Genomic DNA, 22186 nt, shown 5'->3' with positions numbered 1-22186 from the left:
ACTAATCACGCCACACGATTGAGTTGCACCGCGTGCTGCCCGATAAACTCGGCACTCAACTCGATCACCCGCCGGTATTGCAGGTCGACGGTGATCATGTGGTAGCAGTTATCCAGCAGGATCTTGGTCACCGGGCCGCCAAGGTGGCGCTCCACGTAGTCGGCGTTCCAGCGGCTGGTGATGTCATCCTCGATGGAGTGCAGCACCAGCGCCGGCACCTTGAGCTGGGGCATGCGTTTCTTGACCACGGCGTTCATACGGTGCAACTCGCGCACGGTGATGCCTTCCATGGTCAGCAACCCTGCCTCGCTGCTCTCCCCTTCCTTCATCTGCCGCTCGACGATGGCCCGCAGGCGCTCGTTCTTGATGCCATAGGGCGGCTTTTCCTCAAAGCGACAGATGTGCACGCCGAACGGAATCTTCATCAGCAACGGCGTGAGGAACGCCAGCTTGTTAATGCTCCAGCCGTCGTACTTCAAGGTGGTGGAATACATCAGCAGCCCGGCGACTTGCCCTGGGTGTTCGGACGCCACATACATCGACATCACCGCGCCCATGGACAAGCCGCCGACAAACACCTGCTCGTGGCGTTGCCTGACCTGTACGAAGGTCTTGCGCACCCCTTCGTACCAGTCCAGCCAACCGGTGGCTTGCAGGTCGCTGTTGTCGCCGCAGTGCCCGGCCAACGTCGGCACGTACACCGTGCAGTTACCCGCCTTGGCCAGGCCCTTGGCGACCTGGCGCAATTCCGTCGGGGTGCCGGTCAGGCCGTGGATCAACAGGATCCCGACCGGACCGTCACCGAGAACGAAACCGGCATCGCCTTCCCCGAGGTCAATACCGTGCGCGCTCACCGCTGGGTCGCTCGCACCAGCAGTTGCTCGAGCAGCTTGAGGCCCAGGTCGATTTCCGGGTAGCTGATTTCCAGGGACGGGGCCAGGGTGATTACGTTCTTGTAGTAACCGCCTACGTCGAGGATCAACCCGAGTTTCTGGCCGTCTACGACCATGTCGCCTTTCATGCCTTCTTCGACCATGTAGTCCAGGGTCGCCTTGTCCGGAGTGAAGCCGTCCGGTCCGCAGATTTCGCAGCGCAGCGCCAGGCCCAGGCCATCGACGTCGCCGATGATCGGGAAGCGTTTCTGCAGGTCTTGCAAGCCTTCCAGGAAGTATTTGCCCTTGGCCATGACCATGGCGCCGTAGTCGACTTCGCTGGTCATCTTGAACATCTCCAGGCCCACCGCCGTACCCAACGGGTTGGAGGCGAAGGTGGAGTGGGTTGAACCTGGCGGGAAGATCTTCGGGTTGATCAACTCTTCACGGGCCCAGATGCCGCCCAGTGGATTGAGGCCATTGGTCAATGCCTTGCCGAACACGATCACGTCCGGTTGTACGTCGAAGTGTTCGATCGACCACAGCTTGCCGGTGCGATAGAAGCCCATCTGGATTTCGTCGGACACCATCAGGATGCCATGCTGGTCCAGCACGTGCTTGAGTTCGCGGTAGAAGTTCATCGGCGGAATCACGTAGCCGCCGGTGCCCTGGATCGGCTCGACGTAGAACGCAGCGTATTCGCTCTGGCCGACTTTCGGGTCCCACACGCCGTTGTATTCGGTCTCGAACAGACGGGCGAATTGCTGCACGCAGTGGCTGCCGTACTCTTCCTTGGTCATGCCTTTCGGGCCACGGAAGTGATAAGGGAAGGGGATGAATTGCGCACGCTCGCCGAAGTGGCCGTAGCGACGACGGTAGCGGTAGCTGGAGGTGATCGACGACGCACCGAGGGTACGCCCGTGGTAGCCGCCTTCGAAGGCGAACATCAGGCTCTTGCCGTTGGTGGCGTTACGTACCACTTTCAGGGAGTCTTCGATGGACTGCGAACCGCCGACGTTGAAGTGCACGCGACCGTCGAGGCCGAACTTGTTCTTGGCGTCGACCGCGATCATTTCCGACAGCTCGATCTTGCCTTTGTGCAGGTACTGGCTGGCGATTTGCGGCAGGGTGTCGATCTGCTTTTTCAGCGCATTATTCAAGCGCGGGTTGGCGTAGCCGAAGTTGACCGCCGAGTACCACATTTGCAGGTCGAGGTAGGCCTGGTCTTCGGTGTCCCACACATAGGAGCCTTCGCAGCGGCTGAAAATGCGCGGCGGCTCGATGTAGTGAACGGTGTCGCCGTAGGAGCAGTACTTGGCTTCTTTATCCAGCAGAACCTGGTCTTCGGCGGTAGCGATACGGATGTCAGACATGATGGAAGAGTTCCTGATTGTCAGCAGAGGTATTGAAGGTGGTGGCGTTGGCGGCGATGCCTTGTGGCAGCTTGGCCAGCAATGCAGGCACTTCGGCGAAGGTGTCGAAGCGCGCGTGAGGAATCTGGTTGGCGACGCAATAATCGGCGAGGCTGCCTTTGGCGAACACGAAGTCGGCGGTGGAGGCCACGCACATGTCCGACTTGCCGTCGCCGATCACCAGCACGCGCCTGTTGCGCGGGGTGGATTTGCACTTGCAGTTGCCTGACGCGGCGCGGCAGGCATCGCTGGCATAGGGGAAGTCGATGCGCCAGCTGTTGTGGTCGACCTGGCGCAGGCGGTTGGCCAGGATCGGCAACAGGGTCACGTAGTGGCGCGACAGGATGCGGGCGATGCCCTGCTCAATGCCGTCGCTGACTACTTCGATAGACGCACCCAAGTCCATGACGTGATCGACGAAATCCGGAAAGTCCGGATCGATCTCGACGCTGTCGAAATATGCCAACAGCTCGGCCGGGCTCGCCTTGATCAGTGCCAGTTGGCGGCTCAGGCATTCGCGTGAACCGATGTGCCCATCCAGCCATTGCTGTTCGATGGTTTCCCACTCGGGGCCGGCGAAGCGTTGGAGGACGTTGTCGATGACATCCGTGGGGGTAATGGTCCCATCGAAGTCACACACGATATGCCAGTGGATCATCTGCCTTTCCTTTAGGTAAAGGGCCTTGGAGAGTGCGCTGTATGCGCTTGCCAAGGGATAGAGCAGGGACTGTGCCAACTGACCAAAGCCCAGCGGGGCTGGGGGCTTTGCAGGATTTTCAGAGGAAAATGTGTCTTGGGAGCTACAATTTTTGTAGCTTGCTACAAACAAGATGAGTGCTTGCGCAGAGGCGAGGGTTTGCGCGTTCATGCGCGCCTGTCCACCTTAGGAAAACGCACCATGTCCAAGCTCACATCTGCTGTATTCACCGGTCTACTTGGGCTGTGCAGCGCTTCCAGTACCGCGTGGGCGGACGGCATCAGCGGCGACGTGGGCGCGGGCCTGAGCTATCAGCCCCATGACCCCAGCGGCAGCCGCTACGAAACCCGGCCCGTGCCCTACCTGGATCTGGACTGGGGAGACGTCAGCCTGAGTACCGATGACGGCCTGACCTGGAGCGCGCTGAACAGCCACGGCCTCACGGCCGGCCCCTATATCAACTACCTGGCGGGGCGTACTTCCAACGGCGAGTTACAGGGTTTGCGCAACGTGTCGGACATGGCCGAGGTCGGCGGTTTTATCCAATACGCCCCGGCCAATTTCTGGCGCGTCTACGCGCAACTGGGCCAGGCCGTGGGCGGTGGGCATTCCCAGAGCGGTGCCCTGGGTAAAATTGGCGGTGAACTGGGCTACCCGCTGGGTGGCGGGATCATCGGCAGCAGTGGCCTGGTTGCGCATTTTGCCGATGCGCGCCAGGCCAATACGTTCTTCGGCGTCGACAGCAACGAAGCCGCCGCCACCGGCTTTCGGCCCTACAACGCCAGCGGCGGTTTCCAGAACGTGACACTGAGCCAAAGCTTCGCTTTCCCCCTGGCGCCCCATTGGTCCCTGCTGACCAGCGCCAGCTGGGTACACCTGGTGGGTTCGGCGGCCAAGAGCAGCATCGTCAAGCAGGCTGGCGACGTGAGCCAGGGCCAGGTGCAGACGGCGATCAGCTACACCTTCGATTAAAGCCAGAGCAAAAAGCAGGTATAGATCAGCCCGATGTAAGAAAAACAAAATGTGGGAGTCCCCACCACATCTTCGATGTGACGCTGTCGCGCAGCAAACTAGGGAGCTTGCTCCCGTGGCGGCCTGACAGCCGAGCAGGATGTTGGTTTTCGTCCTGGGTACATATCCGTTATTTGGGCAACGGCCACTTATGGTTCCGCTTTTACAGCGGCTCACTTTTGAAAAGCCGGAATGCCGGCCCAGGCAAAAGTAAGCAAAACGCTCTTGCCCCACCACTCGGCACCTCGCCCGGGCTCGGTGTGCCCGTAATCCGACAGGGATTTGGTGGGCCGCCGCCACGCGCCATCCATGGCGCGGGGCGGCTAAACCGGCATCCCTGCCGGTTTACCCCCCAAATCCCCGTCGAATTCCGGCCAGCGTGGTTTAACGGGGCGCCTGAGATCAAAAACACAGCGAGGCGGCCTTATAGCCGACCTGATCGTTGAAGCGTGCGCGTACCCCTGTGGGAGCGGGCTTGCCCGCGAAGGTCGTTAACGATGACGCGGGAAACCAGACAGAACGCGGCGTTCTCAAGTTTTTCGCGAGCAAGCTCGCTCCTACGAGAGAAGCAGAAGCGCCGCCAGCGTATCTGCGATGCGCAGCGAGTCGCTTTTGATCTCAGGCGCCCCGTTAAACCACGCTGGCCGAACGCAGGCTTGAATCCGTGGGTAACCCGGCAGGACGCCGGGTTAGCCGTCCTGGGCCAAGGATGGCCCATGACGGCGGCCCACGGATTCAAGCCGGAGTGAGGGCACACCGAGCCCGGGCGAGGTGCCGAGTGGTGGGGCAAGAGCGTTTTGCTTACTTTGCCGCTTTTGCAAAGTGAGCCGCCGTAAGGGCGGAACCTATAGTGGCCGTTACCTAAGCAACGGATATGTACTCGCTCCAACAACCCAACAACCCGGTCACATCGTCGACGTGGCGCCGTCGCGCAGCATCCCGGGCCGCCGCCAAAATATCCGGCGTTAAGACTAAATTTTAACTCTTTAAAATCAGTAGCTTATTTGAAGTTTGATAAGAGGGGGCTGGCTCCCGATAGCGGTGGGTCAGTCAATCAATCAGTTGACTGACACCCTGGCATCGGGGGCAAGCCCCCTCCCACATTTTGAACTGAGTCCGACATACCAGCCCACTCAGCTCTCCTCCCCCTCCGCCAACAACACAATCCCCGCAACAATCACCACCACACCCACCCAATGCAACAGGCTGATGTGCTCCCCCAACCCCAGCCACGAGCCGAGCAACACTGCCACGAACACCAGCGAACTCAAGGGAAATGCCAAGGACAAACTGCTGCGCCGCAGGATCAGCATCCACACAAAAAACGCGCCGAGATAACTGGCAATCGCCGCCAGGATCCCCGGATTGCGCGCCACGTCAGCCAGCCATTGCCAGGTGAAGTCCATCTGGCCCAATTGATTACCGGCCACCTTGGTAAATAATTGACCGGCGCTTTCGGTCGCGATCAACAGCGCCCATAGCATCAGGGTGCCCAGACGCCCATGTAACCAACCGGTGTCGACTGTTTGCGTCGTCATGCCTGGCTCCCCGCAATCGCTACCAACATTACGCCCAAGGTAATCACCAGCGTGCCCACCCAACGACGAGGGCTGACGGTTTCCTTGAGCACCACCCTGCCCGCCAGTACCACCAGGCAATACGCCAATGCCGCCAATGGAAACAACAGGCTCAATGGCGCACGGGACAAGGCCTCGAGCCAGACAAAAAACTCGATGACATAAGCCCCGACGCCGGCCCAAAGCAGCGGTGCATTGAACACCTGGCCCCAGAACGCGCGCAGCCGAAAGCCGCCATCGAGTTGCGGCAAACGGTCCACGCCCAGTTTGAAACACAATTGACCAATCACATCGAGGACGATGGAAAAGGCCAGCAACAGCACCACGGTCAGGGTCATGGGAACAGCTCCTCAAACAGGTCGATCAAAGCTTCATTGGTCGCGGCATTGCGCTGCAGATCCTGCGCACTCCAGCGCTCCGGTGGGGGCTGGTCGGACTTGGCTTCCCAGCGCTTGAACGCGTTGCTGAATGCCGGCACAGCGAACTCACCGCACACGTCGATACCAATGATGCGTTTATGCGCCGCCAACGCCCGCAGGGCCTGGAGCAAGTGGGTCAGGCGCATGCCGCCCTGGTCCCAGTTGGTGGCAGCGTCTTCACTGGCCAGCACATCTTTGTCGATGGTGATCCAGACCGCTTCGGTGGGCAGGCTGGCGATCATCTGGTCGAGGAAGGCTGCCCAATCCAGGTCCGCGAGGTTGCGCCAGTGCAGGTGGTTTTCCTGTTGCTGGTGGCCGGCACCGTCGCCGACCCGGCCCCAGACTTTCGACGGTGGGTGCTGCCAGGGAAACAACTGCAAGTGCCCGCGCTTGAGGGCGCCGAGGTTGCCGCCGCGCAGTTGCGGATTGTGCAGGTCATCACTGCACGGGCCGAGGGTAACGATGCGTTTGATCGCAGGCATCTTCAGCGCACGGTTGACCCACGAACCACAGTGGCGCTTGGGCGCAAAGCGCACCCAGTCGGGGTGGTTGTCAAAGTGGATCAGGCTGATGGGTTCTTTCAGGTCGGCCAAAAAGGCCGGCGTGAGATGGTGATAGTCGCCGGAGCCGACAAACAGGATCTCCGGACGCGCATCCAGGGGCCTTGGCCGTTGGGCCAGGCGTGCGACAAAGCGCTTCCAGGTTTTTTCGGTGGCCCACAAACGCAGTTTCGGGCCCAGGTCCAGCAGATCAAGGCGCGTGGCCCGGCCGCTGGCCAACCGACGGGCGATGGGGGCCTGGCCGGTGAGGCTGTGGTCGAGGTCAAGGATATTCAAGGTAATGTTTCACCCCTAATGGCAGCGCCCAACCGCAGGCCGGCTGGGCTTTAGGGGGTTAATGCAAGGGCCGGGCCAGGGCTATGAGACCTGCACAGATCAAAATGTGGGAAGGGGCAAGCCCCCTCCCACATTTTGATCTGTGCTCGGCTTTGGCTTTAGTTTTTGGCTTCTTCGATGATCTGGCGAATCGCACCAACGAAGGCTTCGGCTGGCTGCCCGCCGCTGACGGCATATTGGTCGTTGAACACAATGGTCGGCACCGAGGTCACCCCACGGGAGACCCACAGTTGCTCCTGTTCGCGAACTTCGGCGGCATATTCATCAGAGGCAAGAATCTCAGCGGCGCGCTTGAGGTCCAGACCGACGCTTTCGGCAATGAGTGCCAGGGTTGCGTGGTCTGAAGGGTCGCGGCCATCGGTGAAATAAGCCTTGAACAGCGCTTCCTTGAGGTTGTATTGCAAGCCCTCCAGCCCGGCCCAATGCAGCAGGCGGTGCGCGTCGAAGGTATTGTAGATGCGGCTCTGGCCATCGGTACGGAAAGCAAAGCCCAACGCCGCGCCCATGTCACGGATACGCTCGCGGTTGGCCTGGGATTGTTCAGGCGTGGAGCCGTATTTCTCAGTGATGTGTTCGACGATGTTTTGACCGATGGCGGGCATGTCCGGGTTCAGTTCGAACGGCTGGAAATGAATCTCGGCCTGCACCTCGCTGCCCAACTGGTCAAGGGCTTCGGTCAGGCCACGCAAGCCGATGATGCACCAGGGGCAGGACACGTCACTGACGAAATCGATTTTCAGGGGAGTACTCATGGTAGGCAACCTCGCTGGCATTAATGCGCCGCAAAAGCCACACGATACACCACCTTTACAGCAGCTTCGAAGGCTCGCCCTGGTCAATCTGCGCCCAGTGCGCGGCATCTTCGCGATGGGCTTGCAGGTAAGGCAGCACCGCCGCCAGTAACGGCGCCTTGAATGCCTCCTGAAAACGGTGGGCCAAGCCTGGAATCAATTTCAACTGGCTGCCCCGGATATGCGCGGCCAGATGAACGCCATGCATCACCGGCAACAACGGGTCAGCGGTGCCATGGACCACCAGGGTCGGCACCCTCAGTTGATTGAGCAACGGCACACGGCTGGGCTCGGCGAGGATCGCCATGATCTGGCGTTTGACGCCCTCGGGGTTGAAGGCGCGGTCGTAGGACAGCGCCGCCTGCTGCAACAGTGCTTGGCGATCATCCTGCACCTGCGGGCTGCCGAGGGCAGCGAGCAAATCCGCCTGTTGTTCCAGCGCCACCTCACGATTGGGCGCACTGCGCCGTGACAGCAATTGCACCAGCGCCGCGTTCGGCGCCGGCAGGCCCTCGGCACCGGAACTGGTCATGATCAGCGTGAGGCTTTCCACCCGCTGCGGCGCCATGGCTGCCAGATGCTGGGCGATCATGCCGCCCATGCTCGCGCCCAGTACATGGAATTGGCGAACCTGCAACGCATCCATCAAGCCCAGGGCATCGTCGGCCATATCCGTCAGCGTGTAGGGCGCCGCCACCGGCAGGCCAAGCTTGTAGCGCAACACTTCGAAGGTCAGGTTGGCGCTGGCCGGGGCCTGGCGCCAAGTGGACAGGCCCACGTCACGATTGTCATAGCGGATAACCCGAAACCCCTGTTCGCACAGGGCCACGACCACTTCATCCGGCCAGTGGATCAATTGCCCGCCCAGCCCCATCACCAGCAGCAAGGCCGGGTCGGAGGCACGGCCGATGCTCTGGTAGGCGATGCTCACCTTTTCCAGGTCGACCGTTTGGGTCGGGACGTTGACATCACATCGAGACGCCGCATAAGACGGCAGGCCGAACAACAGAGCGGCCAGTAAACACAACACGCGCATGAAAAACACCGAAACGCAGAACCCCAGTAGAGCGCGAGTCTGATGAAGTTTGTTCGAGCGCGCTGCCACAGTTGCATGACAGTTTAATGAAGATCGCTCAACGGTCGTGTCGATAGCTATATGCCGCCGGCCGCCCGCGATGCCGCCCTTTAATGGGGGCATTGAAACCATAGAGCGAACCAGCACCATGACCGACCCCACATTCGCCCCGCAGGCGCGACCGCTGCTGCAGCGCAATATCGACGAAACCCTGCTGTGGGATGCCACACAACGTTGGCAGGATTGCCACCGCGAGATGCTCGCGCTGATGGCGGGTATCCCGAGCGTGCGCAACTCCATCAATCGATTGCTCAGGGACCAACTGCAACTGGACGGTGAGCAGGTGGTACTGGAGTTTGCCGCCACAGAGCAGCGTGGCCGCAGCCGTATCTCCTTGACCGAAGCCTGCCTGTACATGCAGCAACACCCAGGCATGGATACCGCCCAGGTGCCCCAGGGCAAACTCCTTTATTTGCCGGCACAGCACACACTGGCACAGTACAGCGTCGCCCAATGGCTGGATGAATTGAAAGGCCTGGACCTGGAACAGGCCATCGATGATAACTGGCTGCGGTATTGGCGCACGGAGCGCGCGCCCTATGCGCCGGTGACGTGCCTCAAGCGTGCATTCGAACTGTACCGGGCTCACTTCGAGGCCAGCGCTGAACGATTGCTGGCCGAGGGCAAGATCAATGCCGAAGTCCTCGCACCGCTGTTCTCGCTGCTTCACCCGGTTGGGGCCGCAGCACCGGCCCTCTATGTCGAACAGGTGCTGCTCAAGCCCGCCGACAGCCGCGCCATTACTCTGCCCGGCGCCTGGGTACTGACCGTGGACAACGAGCAGCCGGTCAACCAACTGTTGTACCTGCCGACCCACGCACCGCTCTGGCACCCCTTCACCCAACGCACGGACATGGAACGCTGGTTGCTCGACCGGCAACAAGAATTGTTCTCCACCCGCGCAAGCGATCCCCTGGCGACTATTGAGTACAAGCTCAACACCAAGCCGCTCGAGGCGGGCATCAGCCTCTGGCTCACCCAACTGACCAAGGAGCAGTACCAGAACGCGATCAGGCCCTTGGCCGACGTCACGATCGACAATGCCTTCCTGGCACGCCTGCATATCGACCAGCTCGATGCCCAGCGCCCTCCACCGTTTTGCGTGGCACCACCGCTACCAGAGTCGGATGCCAGCAAACTTGCGCAGCAGGATTTCCCCCAATTCGGCCAGTTGCATAACGCGGTGGACGCCGGCCAGCGCATGGCCCTGGTGCTGCACCATCGCAACGCCCTCGAAAGCCTGTTTGCCGACGAAATGTCCAGCGGCCCAAACGGCACCCGTTGGCAATCGTTCAAGCAACAACTGGACGCCTTGAAGGTGCAGCAACAGGCCGCAGAGCAAGCGGCCCGTGCCATGTTGAAACGGCGCCCGCTGGACCTCACTACGCTCAACATCCAATACACCGCGCTGTACCAGGCACGCCTGCAGGGAATACGGATCGAAGCCCGGATTCAACGAAACCTTGAACAGATCAGCGCTGAAGACCTGCAACAAATCGAAAGCGCCTTGGACACACCCGAACCGAACATCGTGGCATTGGCGCTCTCCATCACCCAGTCCGGCACCTCCAAAAATACTGAACTCAAAGGCCCGCTGGTCATCCTGCCGCCATCAGGCCCGCAGGCACCTACGCGCCGCGACGGCACGCATTTCATCTACTGGCCCGGCAGCGACGGCGCCTTGCAGCGCTTTGCCTCGAGGCAAGCCCTGGAAGAAGGCCTGTTCAGGATCCAGCCCGAGGATGAGGTGCTGGCCCTGCACTTCGTCACACTGGCCGAAGACCCGTTCGACTACAGCCTGCGTGCCCAGCAAAGCGCCTTTGAAGAGCAGGCCGCGCAGTTGCGCCAGACCTGGTCCGCCCCTGAGCACGCGGCACGGCTGACCGGCGAACTGGAAAACCTCTACGAACAGACCCTACCGACCCTGTTGATACCCGATCACTCGGCCCGTGAAGCGGCGTTTCTACAACTGGTGGAGCAGTACAACAGCCGCTGGCTGACGGAACAACTGCCGCCTTGGTTACTCAATCAACCCCCGCAAGACCAAGCGGCGCTCAAGACGCTGCTCGACGCCTACATCCACGCCCTGAAGCACGCCCAGGCGCTGCAGGATCGCTCGCTGCTGCCCCGCGACGTGTTTGTGCGCCAGCAAATCGATGCGCGGCTGCGCAAGGATTTCGCCCTCGACAAAGGCTTCACCGTACAACTGGAGTTACCCGATTCGGTCACGCAAAAGCGCGACATCATTGCCGGTGCCGCGCCGGGTACGCCGGTAAAGACCATTGATATACCCAGCGCCAAGCGCAGCAAGATATCGCTGGAGGAACTGGCCCTGCGCAACATCGGCAGCGACATCAACCTGCGCCTGGGCTTCATGAGTACCGAGGTGACGGCCGACGACCCCGCTGAACGGGCCACCCTCCAGACTGGCGTCACCGCAGTCTACCTGACGGGCATGGTGCCTGATCTTAACCTGGCCAAGCGCTATGAAGACCTGATCCTTGAGACATTCAGGGGCGTCACGCGAGAGTCCGCACATCAGAAAAACTACCGCCGCGAATGCCTGATCGAGCCCTGGCGCTTGACGCTCAAGGCTCAGGGCCTGCTGGCGCGCATGCAAAACCACATCAACGCTGACGAACTGCGCCTGCTGAACATCGCGATTGATGCCGACACGCATGCGGCCTGGAATATCGACGCAAAACACATCAGCCTGCTGCCGGCAACCCTGAGTGCAGGCGGCAAGGACACCCAGGAACAAAGCCCGATCACACTGTCCGGCATCACTTTCATCGAGGAAAAGATCTCCGGCAAGACGTTGCTCTACCTGCCTGAGGCACCCGACCAGCGTTGCCTGCGCAGCTACGCCAGCCTCAACCAGGCGCGCATTGCCCTGTTTGAACTGTGCCGCCTCGACAGCATGGTGGAATATGTGGCGGGCCGTGCGATCAAGGGCAACGTGCGGGCACACATCGGGCGTATCGACCAGGCCACCGTCAAAGGCTACGACGCAATTATCCAGGCTGGCTTCCCTTGGCCGGCCACCACCTCGTTGGCCGCCCACCAGTTGAATGCCTATATGGGCCGGCTGATTGAAGCCCATCGCAATGACGCCCGTTCCAACGCAGACCTGGCCCATGAAAAATACGCACTCAAAAGTGGCCAGTTATTCAATGGCATCAAGATAGCCCTGAATTTCGTGCCCTTTATCGGCACCGCCCTGTCCCTCGCCGACGCGACCACCAGCCTGTATCAAGCGGTAGCGGCCTTCCAGCGTGGCGAAACCGCCCACGGCATCGATCAATTGGCCTCGGTATTCGACTGCCTGGTGTATGCCGCACTGGATGCCCTGACCCTTGCCGCCGCGCCCGGCACGCGCGCCAGCAAGGCCAGCCAGTTAGCCCGCGCTCGCCAACTGCAGCCCGCCGCCCGCGCAAGCTTCTGGCGCTCGTTGAAATCGCGTCAGGGCACCACCACCCGCCAGCGCTTCGCCGGCTATGAACACCCTGAGCCCCTTGAGCCTGGCTCACTGAGACCGGTGCACAGCGGGCCCTACCGGCACACCCTGCGCCACACTTCCGGCGAACATTTTATTCTCAGTGAAGGGCGGCATTTTAAAGTCAGGTACGAGGCCACCACCCACGAAATGCGCCTGGTCGCCAGCGGCAAGTACTATTCACCGATCATTGCTCTGGACCACGCCCTGCACTGGGACACGTACTCGGTATTGCACGGCGGACACCTCACCGGCTACTCAGGCGGTAGCCGTCGCCCTGGGCGCGGGTCACGTCGCCCGGGCGCCAGCGTACCCGCTGCGGTGGAACGCCAGACACCCGCGGCGGTTTCACAAGTCAACCAGCAACGCCGGGCGACGCTGCTGGAGATAGGCAGGCTCAGCGATGAATTCGACGCACAGATATTGGTGTCCCAACGCGAGTTGACCGCCTTCGAACAGCAATTTGCCCTCCCCGTCACGCCAGCAGACACCGCCCAACGGCTCAAAACCACCAAAACGCTGGACGCGTTGATGGCCAGGGACATCGAAAGCGCCAAGCAGGTGTACACGGCCACTCAGAGAGCCGCCGGTTTCGACGGCCACACCTTGCGCCAGGACATCACCTTTAACCAAAGCCGCACTGCCCTGGTGGTGGGCGACCGCCTGATGCGCCAAGGTATCAATGCCAATCGGCGGCTGCTCGGCCTGCAGGATCAAATCGTCGATCTCTCCCAACGCAGGCAGAAAATGCGCAGTTACGGTCCAGAAGACCTCGCCGCGCAAGACGCGCTCAAACGCATTCGGATTGAATGGATCGATGACATGAACAGCATGGGCGACCTTCTCAGGGAGCTGGATACCTGGCTGCCACGCATCACCGTGCCGTCCATGAAAACCAAGGTCGTCCCAAATGTCACCAAGCTGCAGACTACCTATACCGAGCGCGCCCAGTTGCTGCTTAAAACCGGGCATCTGCTGCAATGCCTGCATGGTCAGCGCCAACCCTCGAACATCAGCTGGGCCTATCAGGAAGTGGTGCTGCAAGACGCCATGCAGCGACTTGATCGCACCCTGGTCACCCACCTGCAACTGCCCACTGCCAGCCTCAGCAAGGCTCAGCGCAACCAAATGCTGCAGAACATCATCGAGGTGTACGGGCAGTTCCATCGCGACCTGAGCACCTGGCATCTCGTGTCGCCGAGCCACTTTGACCCGCTCTATGTGCAGCCTCTGCTGGATCACCTGTCACAACTGATGGATACCGCCCGACGCGGGATCAAACAGGCCCATACCCGACCGCAGACGAGCGCCGGCAGAGTGCCTTTCGAGACCGAGGATGGGCAACTGTTGATGGGCACGGAGCAACCTGCGCGCCAACAATCGCCGAGGCAGTTCATCGTCACGAACGAGGCGGGAAAAACCGTCGAGGTCTGGGACCAGGTCTCCGACAGCCAACGCTACCGCCTCAATACCACCTTGAGCCAGCCGGCAGCAGCGGCGCCTGCCGTGCCTGGCAACCTCACCGAGGTCGTCAGCGAGGCCGGCGCTCGCCTCGCTGCGGTGGATGCCTTTGAACACAAGGTGCGCGCTTACAAAAACCTGGAACCGATCAATCTTGAGCATCTGCTCGTCAGTGAAGCCCAGGCATTGGAATCACGAGCGAGCCAGGTGCAACGCCTGGATGCCAACCATCCGCTGATTGCCCAACTGCGCAGCCGCGCCGCTCCCCTCAAGGCGGCCGGGCAGGCCTTGCGGATTGAACGTACGCTGGCCAGCAAGACCCCCACCGAGGGCTATCTGGACTACCTGATGGACCAGAACCGCGTTGAAATTCGCAAGCTCGGAGCTCGTCGCGAGCTCAAACTCAAGCGCCCCGATGGCACCACCGATCACTTGCAGGAGTACGCCGTGCATGACCGCCAGCAAACAGCGGACAAGCCCCTTTGGTATGCGCATTTTCATTACCTGAGCGCCGACTCAGGGTTCGAGTCCTTTACCAAGGCCCACTTGAAGATCCCCGACCAGCGCCTGCAAGGCCTGCATTGGCAGATCGCTGCCGAAGGGCGTGGGGTGACGTTTGCCGACCTGAAAATCTGGCGGGGCAACATTGATAAACCGATCGCCAACAAACATTTCAGCGCAATCCAATAGCCGCAGGGTAGACGGCGTACAAACATGAACAGAACTCAATGGGTTAACATTGATCACAAATTCTGCTCATGGAGGCCATCGTGCTGGAAATCCGTCATCTCAAGACCCTGCACGCCTTGCGCGAAGCCGACAGCCTGGTGGAAGCCGCCGAACGCCTGCACTTGACCCAGTCCGCCCTGTCCCACCAATTCAAGGAACTGGAAGAGCGCCTGGGCATGCCCCTGTTCGTGCGCAAGACCAAGCCGCTGCGCTTTACCAGCGCCGGCCTGCGCCTGCTGCAACTGGCCGACGCCACCCTGCCGTTGCTGCGCGGCGCCGAGCGTGATATCGCGCGTTTGGCCGGCGGCACCGCCGGGCGACTTCACATGGCTATCGAATGCCACAGCTGCTTCCAGTGGCTGATGCCGACCATCGACCAGTTCCGCGATGCCTGGCCGGAAGTCGAGTTGGACCTGGCCTCCGGCTTTGCCTTCGCCCCACTGCCCGCCCTGGCCCGCGGCGACCTGGACCTGGTGGTGACCTCCGACCCGCTGGAATTGGCCGGTATCACCTACGTGCCGCTGTTCACCTATGAAGCCATGCTGGCCGTGGCCAACCAGCATCCGCTGGCGAACAAACCCTACATCGTGCCCGAAGACCTGCTCACCGAAACCCTGATCACCTACCCGGTGGAGCGCGACCGCCTGGATATCTTCACGCGCTTCCTGGAACCCGCCGACGTCGAGCCGGCCCAGGTGCGCACCTCGGAACTCACGGTGATGATGATGCAACTGGTGGCCAGCGGCCGCGGCGTGTGCGGCATGCCCCATTGGGCCCTGCATGAATACAGTTCACGCGGCTACGTGAAGGCCAAGCGCCTGGGCGAAAAAGGCTTGTTTGCAACGCTGTATGCCGGGATCCGCGCGGACATGCTCGATGCGCCTTATATGCGCGACTTCCTGCTGACGGCCAAGGACACTTCGTTCTCCACGTTGGATGGGGTCAGTGCGGTGCGTTAAGCAAGTGCTTGCCCCCATGACGGGCTCACGGCGCCCCGCTATCCAAATGTGGGAGGGGCGTTGCGACGATTCGACTTGCTCCCGATGGCGGCCTGACAGCCGACCAGGATGTTGGATCAGACCGTGTACATATCCATTCCTGCGGTAACGGCCACTATTGGTTCCGCTTTTACAGCGGGTCACTTTCGAAAAGCGCGAAAGTAATCAAAGCGCTCTTGCCCCACCACTCGGCACCTCGCCCAGGCTCGGTGTGCCCGTAATCCGACAGGGATTTAGGGGGCCGCCGCCACGCGCCATCCATGGCGCGGGGCGGCTAAACCGGCATCCCTGCCGGTTTACCCCCCAAATCCCTGTCGAATTCCGGCCAGCGTGGTTTAACGGGGCGCCTAAGATCAAGATCAAAAGCAGATCAAGATCAAGAGCAGCTCGCTTCGCATCGTGGTTACTGACGGTCGCTACGTCAGAGTTGTGTAGATACCCATGCGCATTGCAAGCCAGCTGCCACATGTGGATAGAGGTGCATCAGCTGGTTCCTCGCCACATGCAACCCGCCCCCATGTCGACCCAATTGTTCGCTTCAGGCCAGCGCAGTCAGTGAAGCGCGATAAAACGGCAGGATCTGCTCACGGCTCAACGGCGCCAGCTGCAAGCCGCCGTCGCCGGCCGGGTCGATCCAGCGCACTTCTTCGATCTCCGCGGCGGGGGTCACTGCCACGTCGATCCGCAGCTGGAACATCTCGGCCTCTACGGTATACCCAGGCTCGTTGGCGGCAGGTCCCGAGAATGTACCGATGTATACCGCTTCACTTGGGTCGATATGCAAGTCCAGTTCTTCGCGCAGCTCACGCACCAGGGCTTGCACCGGCAGCTCGCCCGCATCGATCTTGCCGCCAGGTTGCATGAAGGCTTGGGTGCCGCGTTTACGCACCAGCAGGGTTTTACCGTCGCTGCCGATCAGGATGGCTGCGGCAATGCGGATAGTCTTGGACATGAAACACCCCAGGTTCTGAAAGTCGCCAAGGATCCCATGGGCATGCTGCCCACACAACCTTGTGCCCGGGTATGGCCGACATACATGCACCGCCGGCCCCACCGCCGGCCACCCTAGACTCGCATACTCCTATAGCGCCAGGCGTGCCGCACCGATGGCGCGCCGTACCCCTTTTGACGAGTTTGCCCATGCCTATTTCATTGCCGCCTCCCCTGGAACCTTCAGCTGACGACCCTCAGGCTTCCCGCGCACCTGCAGCGACCGCACAGCCAGTGACGCTGCCCGTGGTACCGCCGCCTTCGCTGTCCACAGACGCACAGCAGGCCCACCTCATCCGCACCCTCGACACGCTCAATACCCAGACCCAGCAACTGTTGCAGCAACAACCCAGTATGGGCGGTGTGTACCAGCAGACATTGGCCGAGATATTCCCCGAGCTGCATCGGCCCATTGATCCCAACCGGATCTTTTACAGTCGCTACCGAGATAAGGACGGACAAAAACAATTGCTGTCCTGCGAGCCTCTGGGCACGTTGCTGAACAGGTTGCGTACACCTGAAGCAGAGACCTACCTGAACGCGCAAACCGGCGCTTTCTACCGCGAACCCGACACACTGGACGAAGACCTACGCCTGCGCCCCACAACAGAGACAGCCACCCTGCCCGGCCGGCTGGAAGTCGCCATCACCTTGAGCCTGAATACATTCTGGGGCAGTGACCAGCCGCCCCAAGCCAACCCGCAAGCGCAACTGGTCGATTTGCGCCGGCGGGTGCTGGCCCACCAACTGGCCTTGCGCGTGCTTGACGGCACGTTGTCGGCCAGCGCGCAAGCGCTGGCGGAAACGGTGCTCAAGCACCCCAGTGACGCAGCGCGGAAACTGGCACTACCTGTCGGCAACAGACCAGCGGTCTACCGGCTGGCGTTGGCGGACGGCAGTGAGTTCGCCGGCGCATTTATCCTCAGCCCAACCCAAGACACACCGCCGGCTGGCAGCGTTTTGTTGTACAGCGCGAGCGAGGAATACGAGGAGTTTGACAACCTGCAGCGCTTGAATGAAACCGTTGCAGCGCGAATCCAAGAAGACGGACCGACAGCACACCTGCTGGTTGCCAGCCTGCCCGCAGCTGCCCGCTTGCGCCTGAGCGGCCTGCCGGCAATGGCGACACAACCGGCGCGAATAAGCGCTGACGTGATTGCCGACAGCGTCCACGCTCTTCGTGTACGCCAACAGTATGCGGTCCGCCAGGCGATGCGCAGCGAGGTCTTGCCCCAGGCAGGCGAGCTCGACGTGGTTGCCGACCTGGCTCCGCAATTGGATGTGGCCAGCGCTTTTGCTGCACGCAACCTTCGCCTGCTAGACGCCGAACCCGCCTGGTTGAAAACCGCCAGCGCGCAGGATCAAGCGCGGTACCGGCAATTGAACAAGGCGTTGCTCGACAGCAACCTGGCGCTGTTCCCGCTGCTGGAAGCGATCTCGAGCCTGCAAGCGTTCTCCGACGCGCAGACCGACAAGGTGTTGAAACGACAAAAACCCATTTATGCCGACGTAGAGATCGATCCTTACAGAAGCCTGGTGCATCTGCGTGCGTCCGCTGAGCAGGGGTCGAGGACGGCCGAAGTGCGCGGTTATCGCGATGCGGCCAGTGGCATTGTCTACGTCAGCGAAGACCCCAGGATCAACATCCCGCAGTACCTGCAAGGCAAGCAAATAGGGTGGGGCACCTGGCGCACCTCGACCCTCGTCGACCTGCGCACACTGGCCAGTTATGCCCGCCGTAATGTCGAGCCGTTCTCCGTGGCAAGCTTGCTCACGAGAATCAGCGCCAGCGCCGATATTGTCGACACCGCCGGAATGCATCGAGGCAAGCTCGGCGATGAAGATTTGCGCGCGCTCGCCCAAGGGGCCGACATTGGCCAGGGCTACGCCACCTACCTGCGCAACGCGTTCGCAGCGGATGGCGCGGGAAACACCTTTGCGGCAGCCTGGCAGGCGGCCTGCGAGGCGCAACTGCACAAGGATGCCCTGGAGAGCCGGCTCAACCCTGATGCCGACGCACTGTTTACCTTTCATACCCCCGGCAGTGGGCGCGACTGGATAAAGGCCGTTGCCGAACACCCCGACTCGAACACTCGCCCCCCGGTCAGCGGCCACCAGATAGAGGTCAACCTGCTGGTCATGGGCGGCGCACAGGCCAGGGGCCAGGGTGGGCAGGTGATCAATCGCGTGCTGGTGATTCATCGCAAGGGCACCAGGCCTGACGGCGTCAGTCTGCTGTATACGCCGGACGCCCCGGATGGCATGCCCTTGCGTGAACTGGCCAAGGGCCTGGCGGAACTCGACACGCTCAAGGCCAGGGCTGAGTGGCAGGCCTATTTCAGGCCACGCATGGCGACCCGGGATGCCGAAGAGATCACGCGGATCTTCAACGATACCCGCGGTGTGCATCGGTATGCCTTGACGCCCATCAACGGGAATATCCACGCCTACCTGTACTCGGCGCAGCTGGGGTTTCAACTGGCCCACGCCGATTTCCGCTCACGCAGTAACGCTGAGGTCTCCCGTGAGTCAGCGGTGAATGCCTTTATGCTGGGCGCGGAGGTTGCCGACACCCTGCTCGGCCTGGTCCCCGGCAAAGCCACCTTGACGCTGCTGCGCCGCGGTATCCAACGCGGGTTGGGCCTGGCCAGGCAGTTGGGGCGGCGCATCCCGGGGCTGACGAAGACAATCGGCGCCGGCCACAAAACCCGCCTCACACTCACCGCGGCCTCCGTGCGCCCGCTGGAACCTGCCTGGCTCGATGCAGCACCTTATCGGTTACCGCAGCAGATCGAGCCGTTCTTCAATGTCGCCGGGTTTGCCCAGGCCAACCGCTACACGTTGTCGCGCCAGACCGGCAGCGCACCGTATTTTCTTGATAAGCACAATCACCAGCGGATCGCGATGCGCGATCAAGCGGGCCGCTATCACCTGTATCAATCCTATGTCGAGGAGGGCGCACGCTATGTCAGCGACCCGGCAGGCACCCGGGTCAATTTCATGGTCGTGCCAGGGGACGCCAAGGGCTGGAAACCAAGGTTCGAACGCAATGCCCAGGGCGGCGGTTCCATCCTCGGCGCCCTGCGCCCGCTAAGCCCGGAACAGCAAGTGGATGCGGACCTGATCGCGGCCATGCAGCTCTACGCCACGGAAGCGGAAATGCGAGTGTTCGAAGAGGTCATCAGGCAAACCAGTGCCGCACAAAAACTCAACTTCATCACCCGCGCACGCCAGCAGCTCGGCGCCCAGGTGGATGAGGCTGAGTTTCGCCGCTGGTTGTCCAGACCCTACAGTTTGAGCACAGCCAATCAACAAAAGCTACGTACGTCCGTGCTGACGCTGCGCTTCGATCTGGCCGCATTCGAACACATTCATAAGTCGACCCGCAGCCTGACGCCGCCGTTGTCCGCCGCAGACAAGGATGAGCTGTTCAAGCAAGTCAAACGGCTGATCGGCAAGAACGACAATTTCGCCAAGGAGATCCGCACCTCGATCGCCATCATCGACCCTGATACCGAGGCGCAATTCGTCGGCTACGCCATCACGCAAAAACATCAGAATGCGATGGAGCGGTTTGCGCGCAAATATGAGTTGTATACCTGGCAACAGGCTGCGCTGAATGAGTTCGCCAACGAACCGGCACGTCGCGCGCTGATCCTGGAGCTGGCCGCCGACACCAACATCTCCCTCGAACAAGCGGCGCATCAGTTCTTGTTGCGGCCAGATGTGAAGAAAACCCTGGATGACTTCATGAAGGACACCTTCAAGGCCAAACTTGCCCGGCTGCAGGTCAACTCCTATTCAGAAGACTTCAAAAAGTCCGGCATTCCCTATATCGCCATGTCACGGGGCAAACAGGACGCAGACGCTGGCATCACCATGGTCGACAGCCGAACCGTCACGCAATTCGAACGGGAGCTGCCCAAATTCTCCACGCCCCTGGAATTTGAAGTCCCGCGCGTGCAGACCCACCGGACCCAACGACCAAGGCCGGCCCCGCCGACGGTCACAGAAGCCATCCCCACCCGTGATCTGGACATTAATATCGTGAAGCTTGATGACCTGGCACACACCCAGAAAAAGCTCCTGCCCGACAGCGCCATGGCCAAGCTCGAGCAGATAACCCAGGATATCCAGGCCGGACGCCTGAGCCGCAAGCGGATCAACAACTACACCTATGTTGATCTACCCCAGGTACAGGCCGGCTCGGGGCGTGGCCTGTGGCGCGTGGCGATCGAGCAAAACGGCAAGGAAGGCGGCAAGGATGTCTATATCATCCGCGGCATCTTCGACTATCACGGCAGCAGGCATGTGGCCTGGGGCGTGTAGCCACAAAACCGCTACGGCAGCGGCGGCACTTCATCGGGCACCCGGATAAACACACTGTACTTGGCGCCCTCCATGGCTTCGAATGCGATCAGCTTGTCCACCAGCGGCAGGTTGAGCACCTTGCCGGCATTAAGCAACAACATGCCGTTGTCGGCATTGAGGTTGCGCGCCAGGACCATGCCCTCGGCCAGTTCGCGGGTGCCCATGACCTTGACGTTGGGGTCGCCCAGGGTCACGTCGCTGAGGAAAGTGGCACAGGCCAGCACAAAGGCCTCGACCAACTGCGGGTCATAAAGGCGTCCGGCGTACTTGCGGATATACAGCAGCGCTTCGTCGCTGTTCAAGTGCCGCTCGAGGATCAGGCCTTTTTGCAGCTCGATAAAGTCCACCGCCAGTTTCAGCAGGCGCGAACCGGCGGGAATCGCCTCGCCCTTGAGGTGATCGGGAAAGCCGCTGCCGTCCCAGCGCTCCTGGTGGTGGCGAATGATCCGTGCGGCATCCTTCATCGGCTCCAGGGTCATCAACAGCGATTCGCTCTGCGTCGGGTACTCGCGGTACAGCCCGCGGTCGGTACTGTGCAGCCTGTCCGATGGGGCGATCATCATGCTGTCGGTCCAGCTCAATTTGCCGATGTTGTACAACGCCGCGGCCATGGTCAGGTCGCGGGTGCTGGCCTCGTCCATGGCCTGGCTGGCGCAGTACACGCGGATCAGCTCGATCAGGGCGCGGTTGGTCTGCTTGTCCTTGGGTAGCCGCAGGTTGGCCAGCAACGAGAACACTTCGGTGCCGGTCACGTAGCTGCGCTTGAGCTCGTCGTAGGCCAGGTCGAGCATGTCGGCGGTCTGTTGCAATTCAGCGGTACGCGCCGCCACGCGTTTTTCCAGCGTAGCGTTGAGTACCTTGAGTTGCTCGTTCTGCCCGTGGGCCAGGCGTTGCAGGCGCTGATGCTCGAGGACCTGCTGCAATACCAGCGGCAGCTCCTCGTCATTCCAGGGCTTGCTGATGTAGCGGTGGATCTGCCCGTCGTTGATTGCCTTGATGATAGTGGTCAGGTCAGCGTGGCCGGTCAGCAGGATACGACCGGTGGCGGGATACAGGCGATGCACCTCGGCCAGCAGCGTTGCCCCATCCATGCCGGGCATGCGTGCATCGCTCATCACCAGGTCAATGGGCCTACCGGCCATGATCTCAAGCGCCTGGGCGCCGCTGGTCGCCAGCACCACGTCGTAGGGCTGGCTGCGCAGCAAGCGGCGCAGGCTGTTGAGAATCGACTCTTCATCGTCCACAAGCAGCACAGCCGGCTTGATAGCGAGTGGTTCATCCATGGTAACTCTGCCTTAATAAAACCAAGTTGGGCTACATTGAGCCGTTGT

General features: G+C 61.2%; 14 protein-coding genes. 4 read left to right on the top strand and 10 right to left on the bottom strand.

Translation table 11 applies throughout. The features are described from left to right. Positions 1-5: 5 nt before the first annotated feature. The 3 genes from QYQ93_RS06575 to QYQ93_RS06565 are packed head-to-tail and all read right to left on the bottom strand — an operon-like array spanning position 6 to position 2942. A complete protein-coding gene (locus QYQ93_RS06575) occupies positions 6-854 on the bottom strand; it encodes an alpha/beta hydrolase (RefSeq protein WP_217880218.1) in 849 nt (282 codons plus the stop codon). Then, positions 851-2245, bottom strand: coding sequence for an aspartate aminotransferase family protein (locus tag QYQ93_RS06570; protein WP_046071135.1), 1395 nt, complete (start codon positions 2243-2245; stop codon positions 851-853). The genes QYQ93_RS06575 and QYQ93_RS06570 overlap by 4 nt, the downstream gene beginning before the upstream one ends. Beyond that, positions 2238-2942: an MtnX-like HAD-IB family phosphatase gene (locus tag QYQ93_RS06565; protein ID WP_043048799.1), complete on the bottom strand. Its 705-nt coding sequence runs from the start codon at positions 2940-2942 to the stop codon at positions 2238-2240. The genes QYQ93_RS06570 and QYQ93_RS06565 overlap by 8 nt, the downstream gene beginning before the upstream one ends. Positions 2943-3182: 240 nt before the next feature. On the opposite strand from QYQ93_RS06565, the gene QYQ93_RS06560 reads away from it, so the two are divergent. After that, positions 3183-3953, top strand: a complete 771-nt coding sequence (locus tag QYQ93_RS06560) for a MipA/OmpV family protein (protein ID WP_043048798.1) — start codon at positions 3183-3185, stop codon at positions 3951-3953. A 1172-nt stretch (positions 3954-5125) separates the two neighbouring features. On the opposite strand, the gene QYQ93_RS06550 is transcribed toward QYQ93_RS06560, so the two are convergent. The 5 genes from QYQ93_RS06550 to QYQ93_RS06530 all read right to left on the bottom strand — a co-directional run bounded on the left by QYQ93_RS06550 (position 5126) and on the right by QYQ93_RS06530 (position 8711). Beyond that, positions 5126-5530: an EamA family transporter gene (locus QYQ93_RS06550; protein ID WP_043051676.1), complete on the bottom strand. Its 405-nt coding sequence runs from the start codon at positions 5528-5530 to the stop codon at positions 5126-5128. After that, complete coding sequence (locus QYQ93_RS06545) at positions 5527-5907, bottom strand: EamA family transporter (RefSeq protein WP_043051675.1); 381 nt, start codon at positions 5905-5907, stop codon at positions 5527-5529. The genes QYQ93_RS06550 and QYQ93_RS06545 overlap by 4 nt, the downstream gene beginning before the upstream one ends. Further along, complete coding sequence (locus QYQ93_RS06540) at positions 5904-6824, bottom strand: arginase (protein ID WP_338476572.1); 921 nt, start codon at positions 6822-6824, stop codon at positions 5904-5906. The genes QYQ93_RS06545 and QYQ93_RS06540 overlap by 4 nt, the downstream gene beginning before the upstream one ends. A gap of 158 nt (positions 6825-6982) precedes the next feature. Next, positions 6983-7636, bottom strand: coding sequence for a DsbA family oxidoreductase (locus QYQ93_RS06535; protein WP_043051673.1), 654 nt, complete (start codon positions 7634-7636; stop codon positions 6983-6985). Positions 7637-7691: 55 nt separating this feature from the next. Beyond that, the gene (locus tag QYQ93_RS06530; protein WP_043051672.1) at positions 7692-8711 is read right to left on the bottom strand and encodes an alpha/beta fold hydrolase; all 1020 of its coding nucleotides are present in this window, start codon (positions 8709-8711) and stop codon (positions 7692-7694) included. A 187-nt stretch (positions 8712-8898) separates the two neighbouring features. Here QYQ93_RS06530 and QYQ93_RS06525 point away from each other — a divergent pair, with 187 nt between their 5' ends. Beyond that, positions 8899-14457 (top strand): dermonecrotic toxin domain-containing protein, encoded by a 5559-nt coding sequence (locus QYQ93_RS06525; protein ID WP_338476571.1) that lies wholly within the window; start codon positions 8899-8901, stop codon positions 14455-14457. Positions 14458-14537: 80 nt separating this feature from the next. Continuing rightward, a complete protein-coding gene (gene metR, locus QYQ93_RS06520; RefSeq protein WP_043051677.1) occupies positions 14538-15455 on the top strand; it encodes a transcriptional regulator MetR in 918 nt (305 codons plus the stop codon). A gap of 577 nt (positions 15456-16032) precedes the next feature. Here metR and QYQ93_RS06515 read toward each other — a convergent pair. Further along, positions 16033-16446 carry an NUDIX hydrolase gene (locus QYQ93_RS06515; RefSeq protein ID WP_043050143.1) on the bottom strand — a complete coding sequence of 138 codons (414 nt, stop codon included), beginning with the start codon at positions 16444-16446 and terminating at the stop codon, positions 16033-16035. Between the two features lie 188 nt (positions 16447-16634). Between QYQ93_RS06515 and QYQ93_RS06510 the strand changes: the two genes are divergently transcribed. After that, positions 16635-20813, top strand: a complete 4179-nt coding sequence (locus tag QYQ93_RS06510) for a hypothetical protein (protein ID WP_338476570.1) — start codon at positions 16635-16637, stop codon at positions 20811-20813. Positions 20814-20824: 11 nt separating this feature from the next. Here the strand turns inward: QYQ93_RS06510 and QYQ93_RS06505 are convergent, their stop codons facing one another. Continuing rightward, entirely contained in the window at positions 20825-22138 is a 1314-nt protein-coding gene (locus QYQ93_RS06505) for an HD domain-containing phosphohydrolase (RefSeq protein WP_338476569.1), read from the bottom strand. Positions 22139-22186 lie beyond the last annotated feature (48 nt).

It is taken from the genome of Pseudomonas khavaziana, assembly GCF_036704165.1.
Lineage (GTDB): Bacteria > Pseudomonadota > Gammaproteobacteria > Pseudomonadales > Pseudomonadaceae > Aquipseudomonas > Aquipseudomonas khavaziana.
The sequence above is the reverse complement of the archived record's forward strand: the minus strand, read 5'-3'. Positions and strand labels throughout refer to the sequence as shown.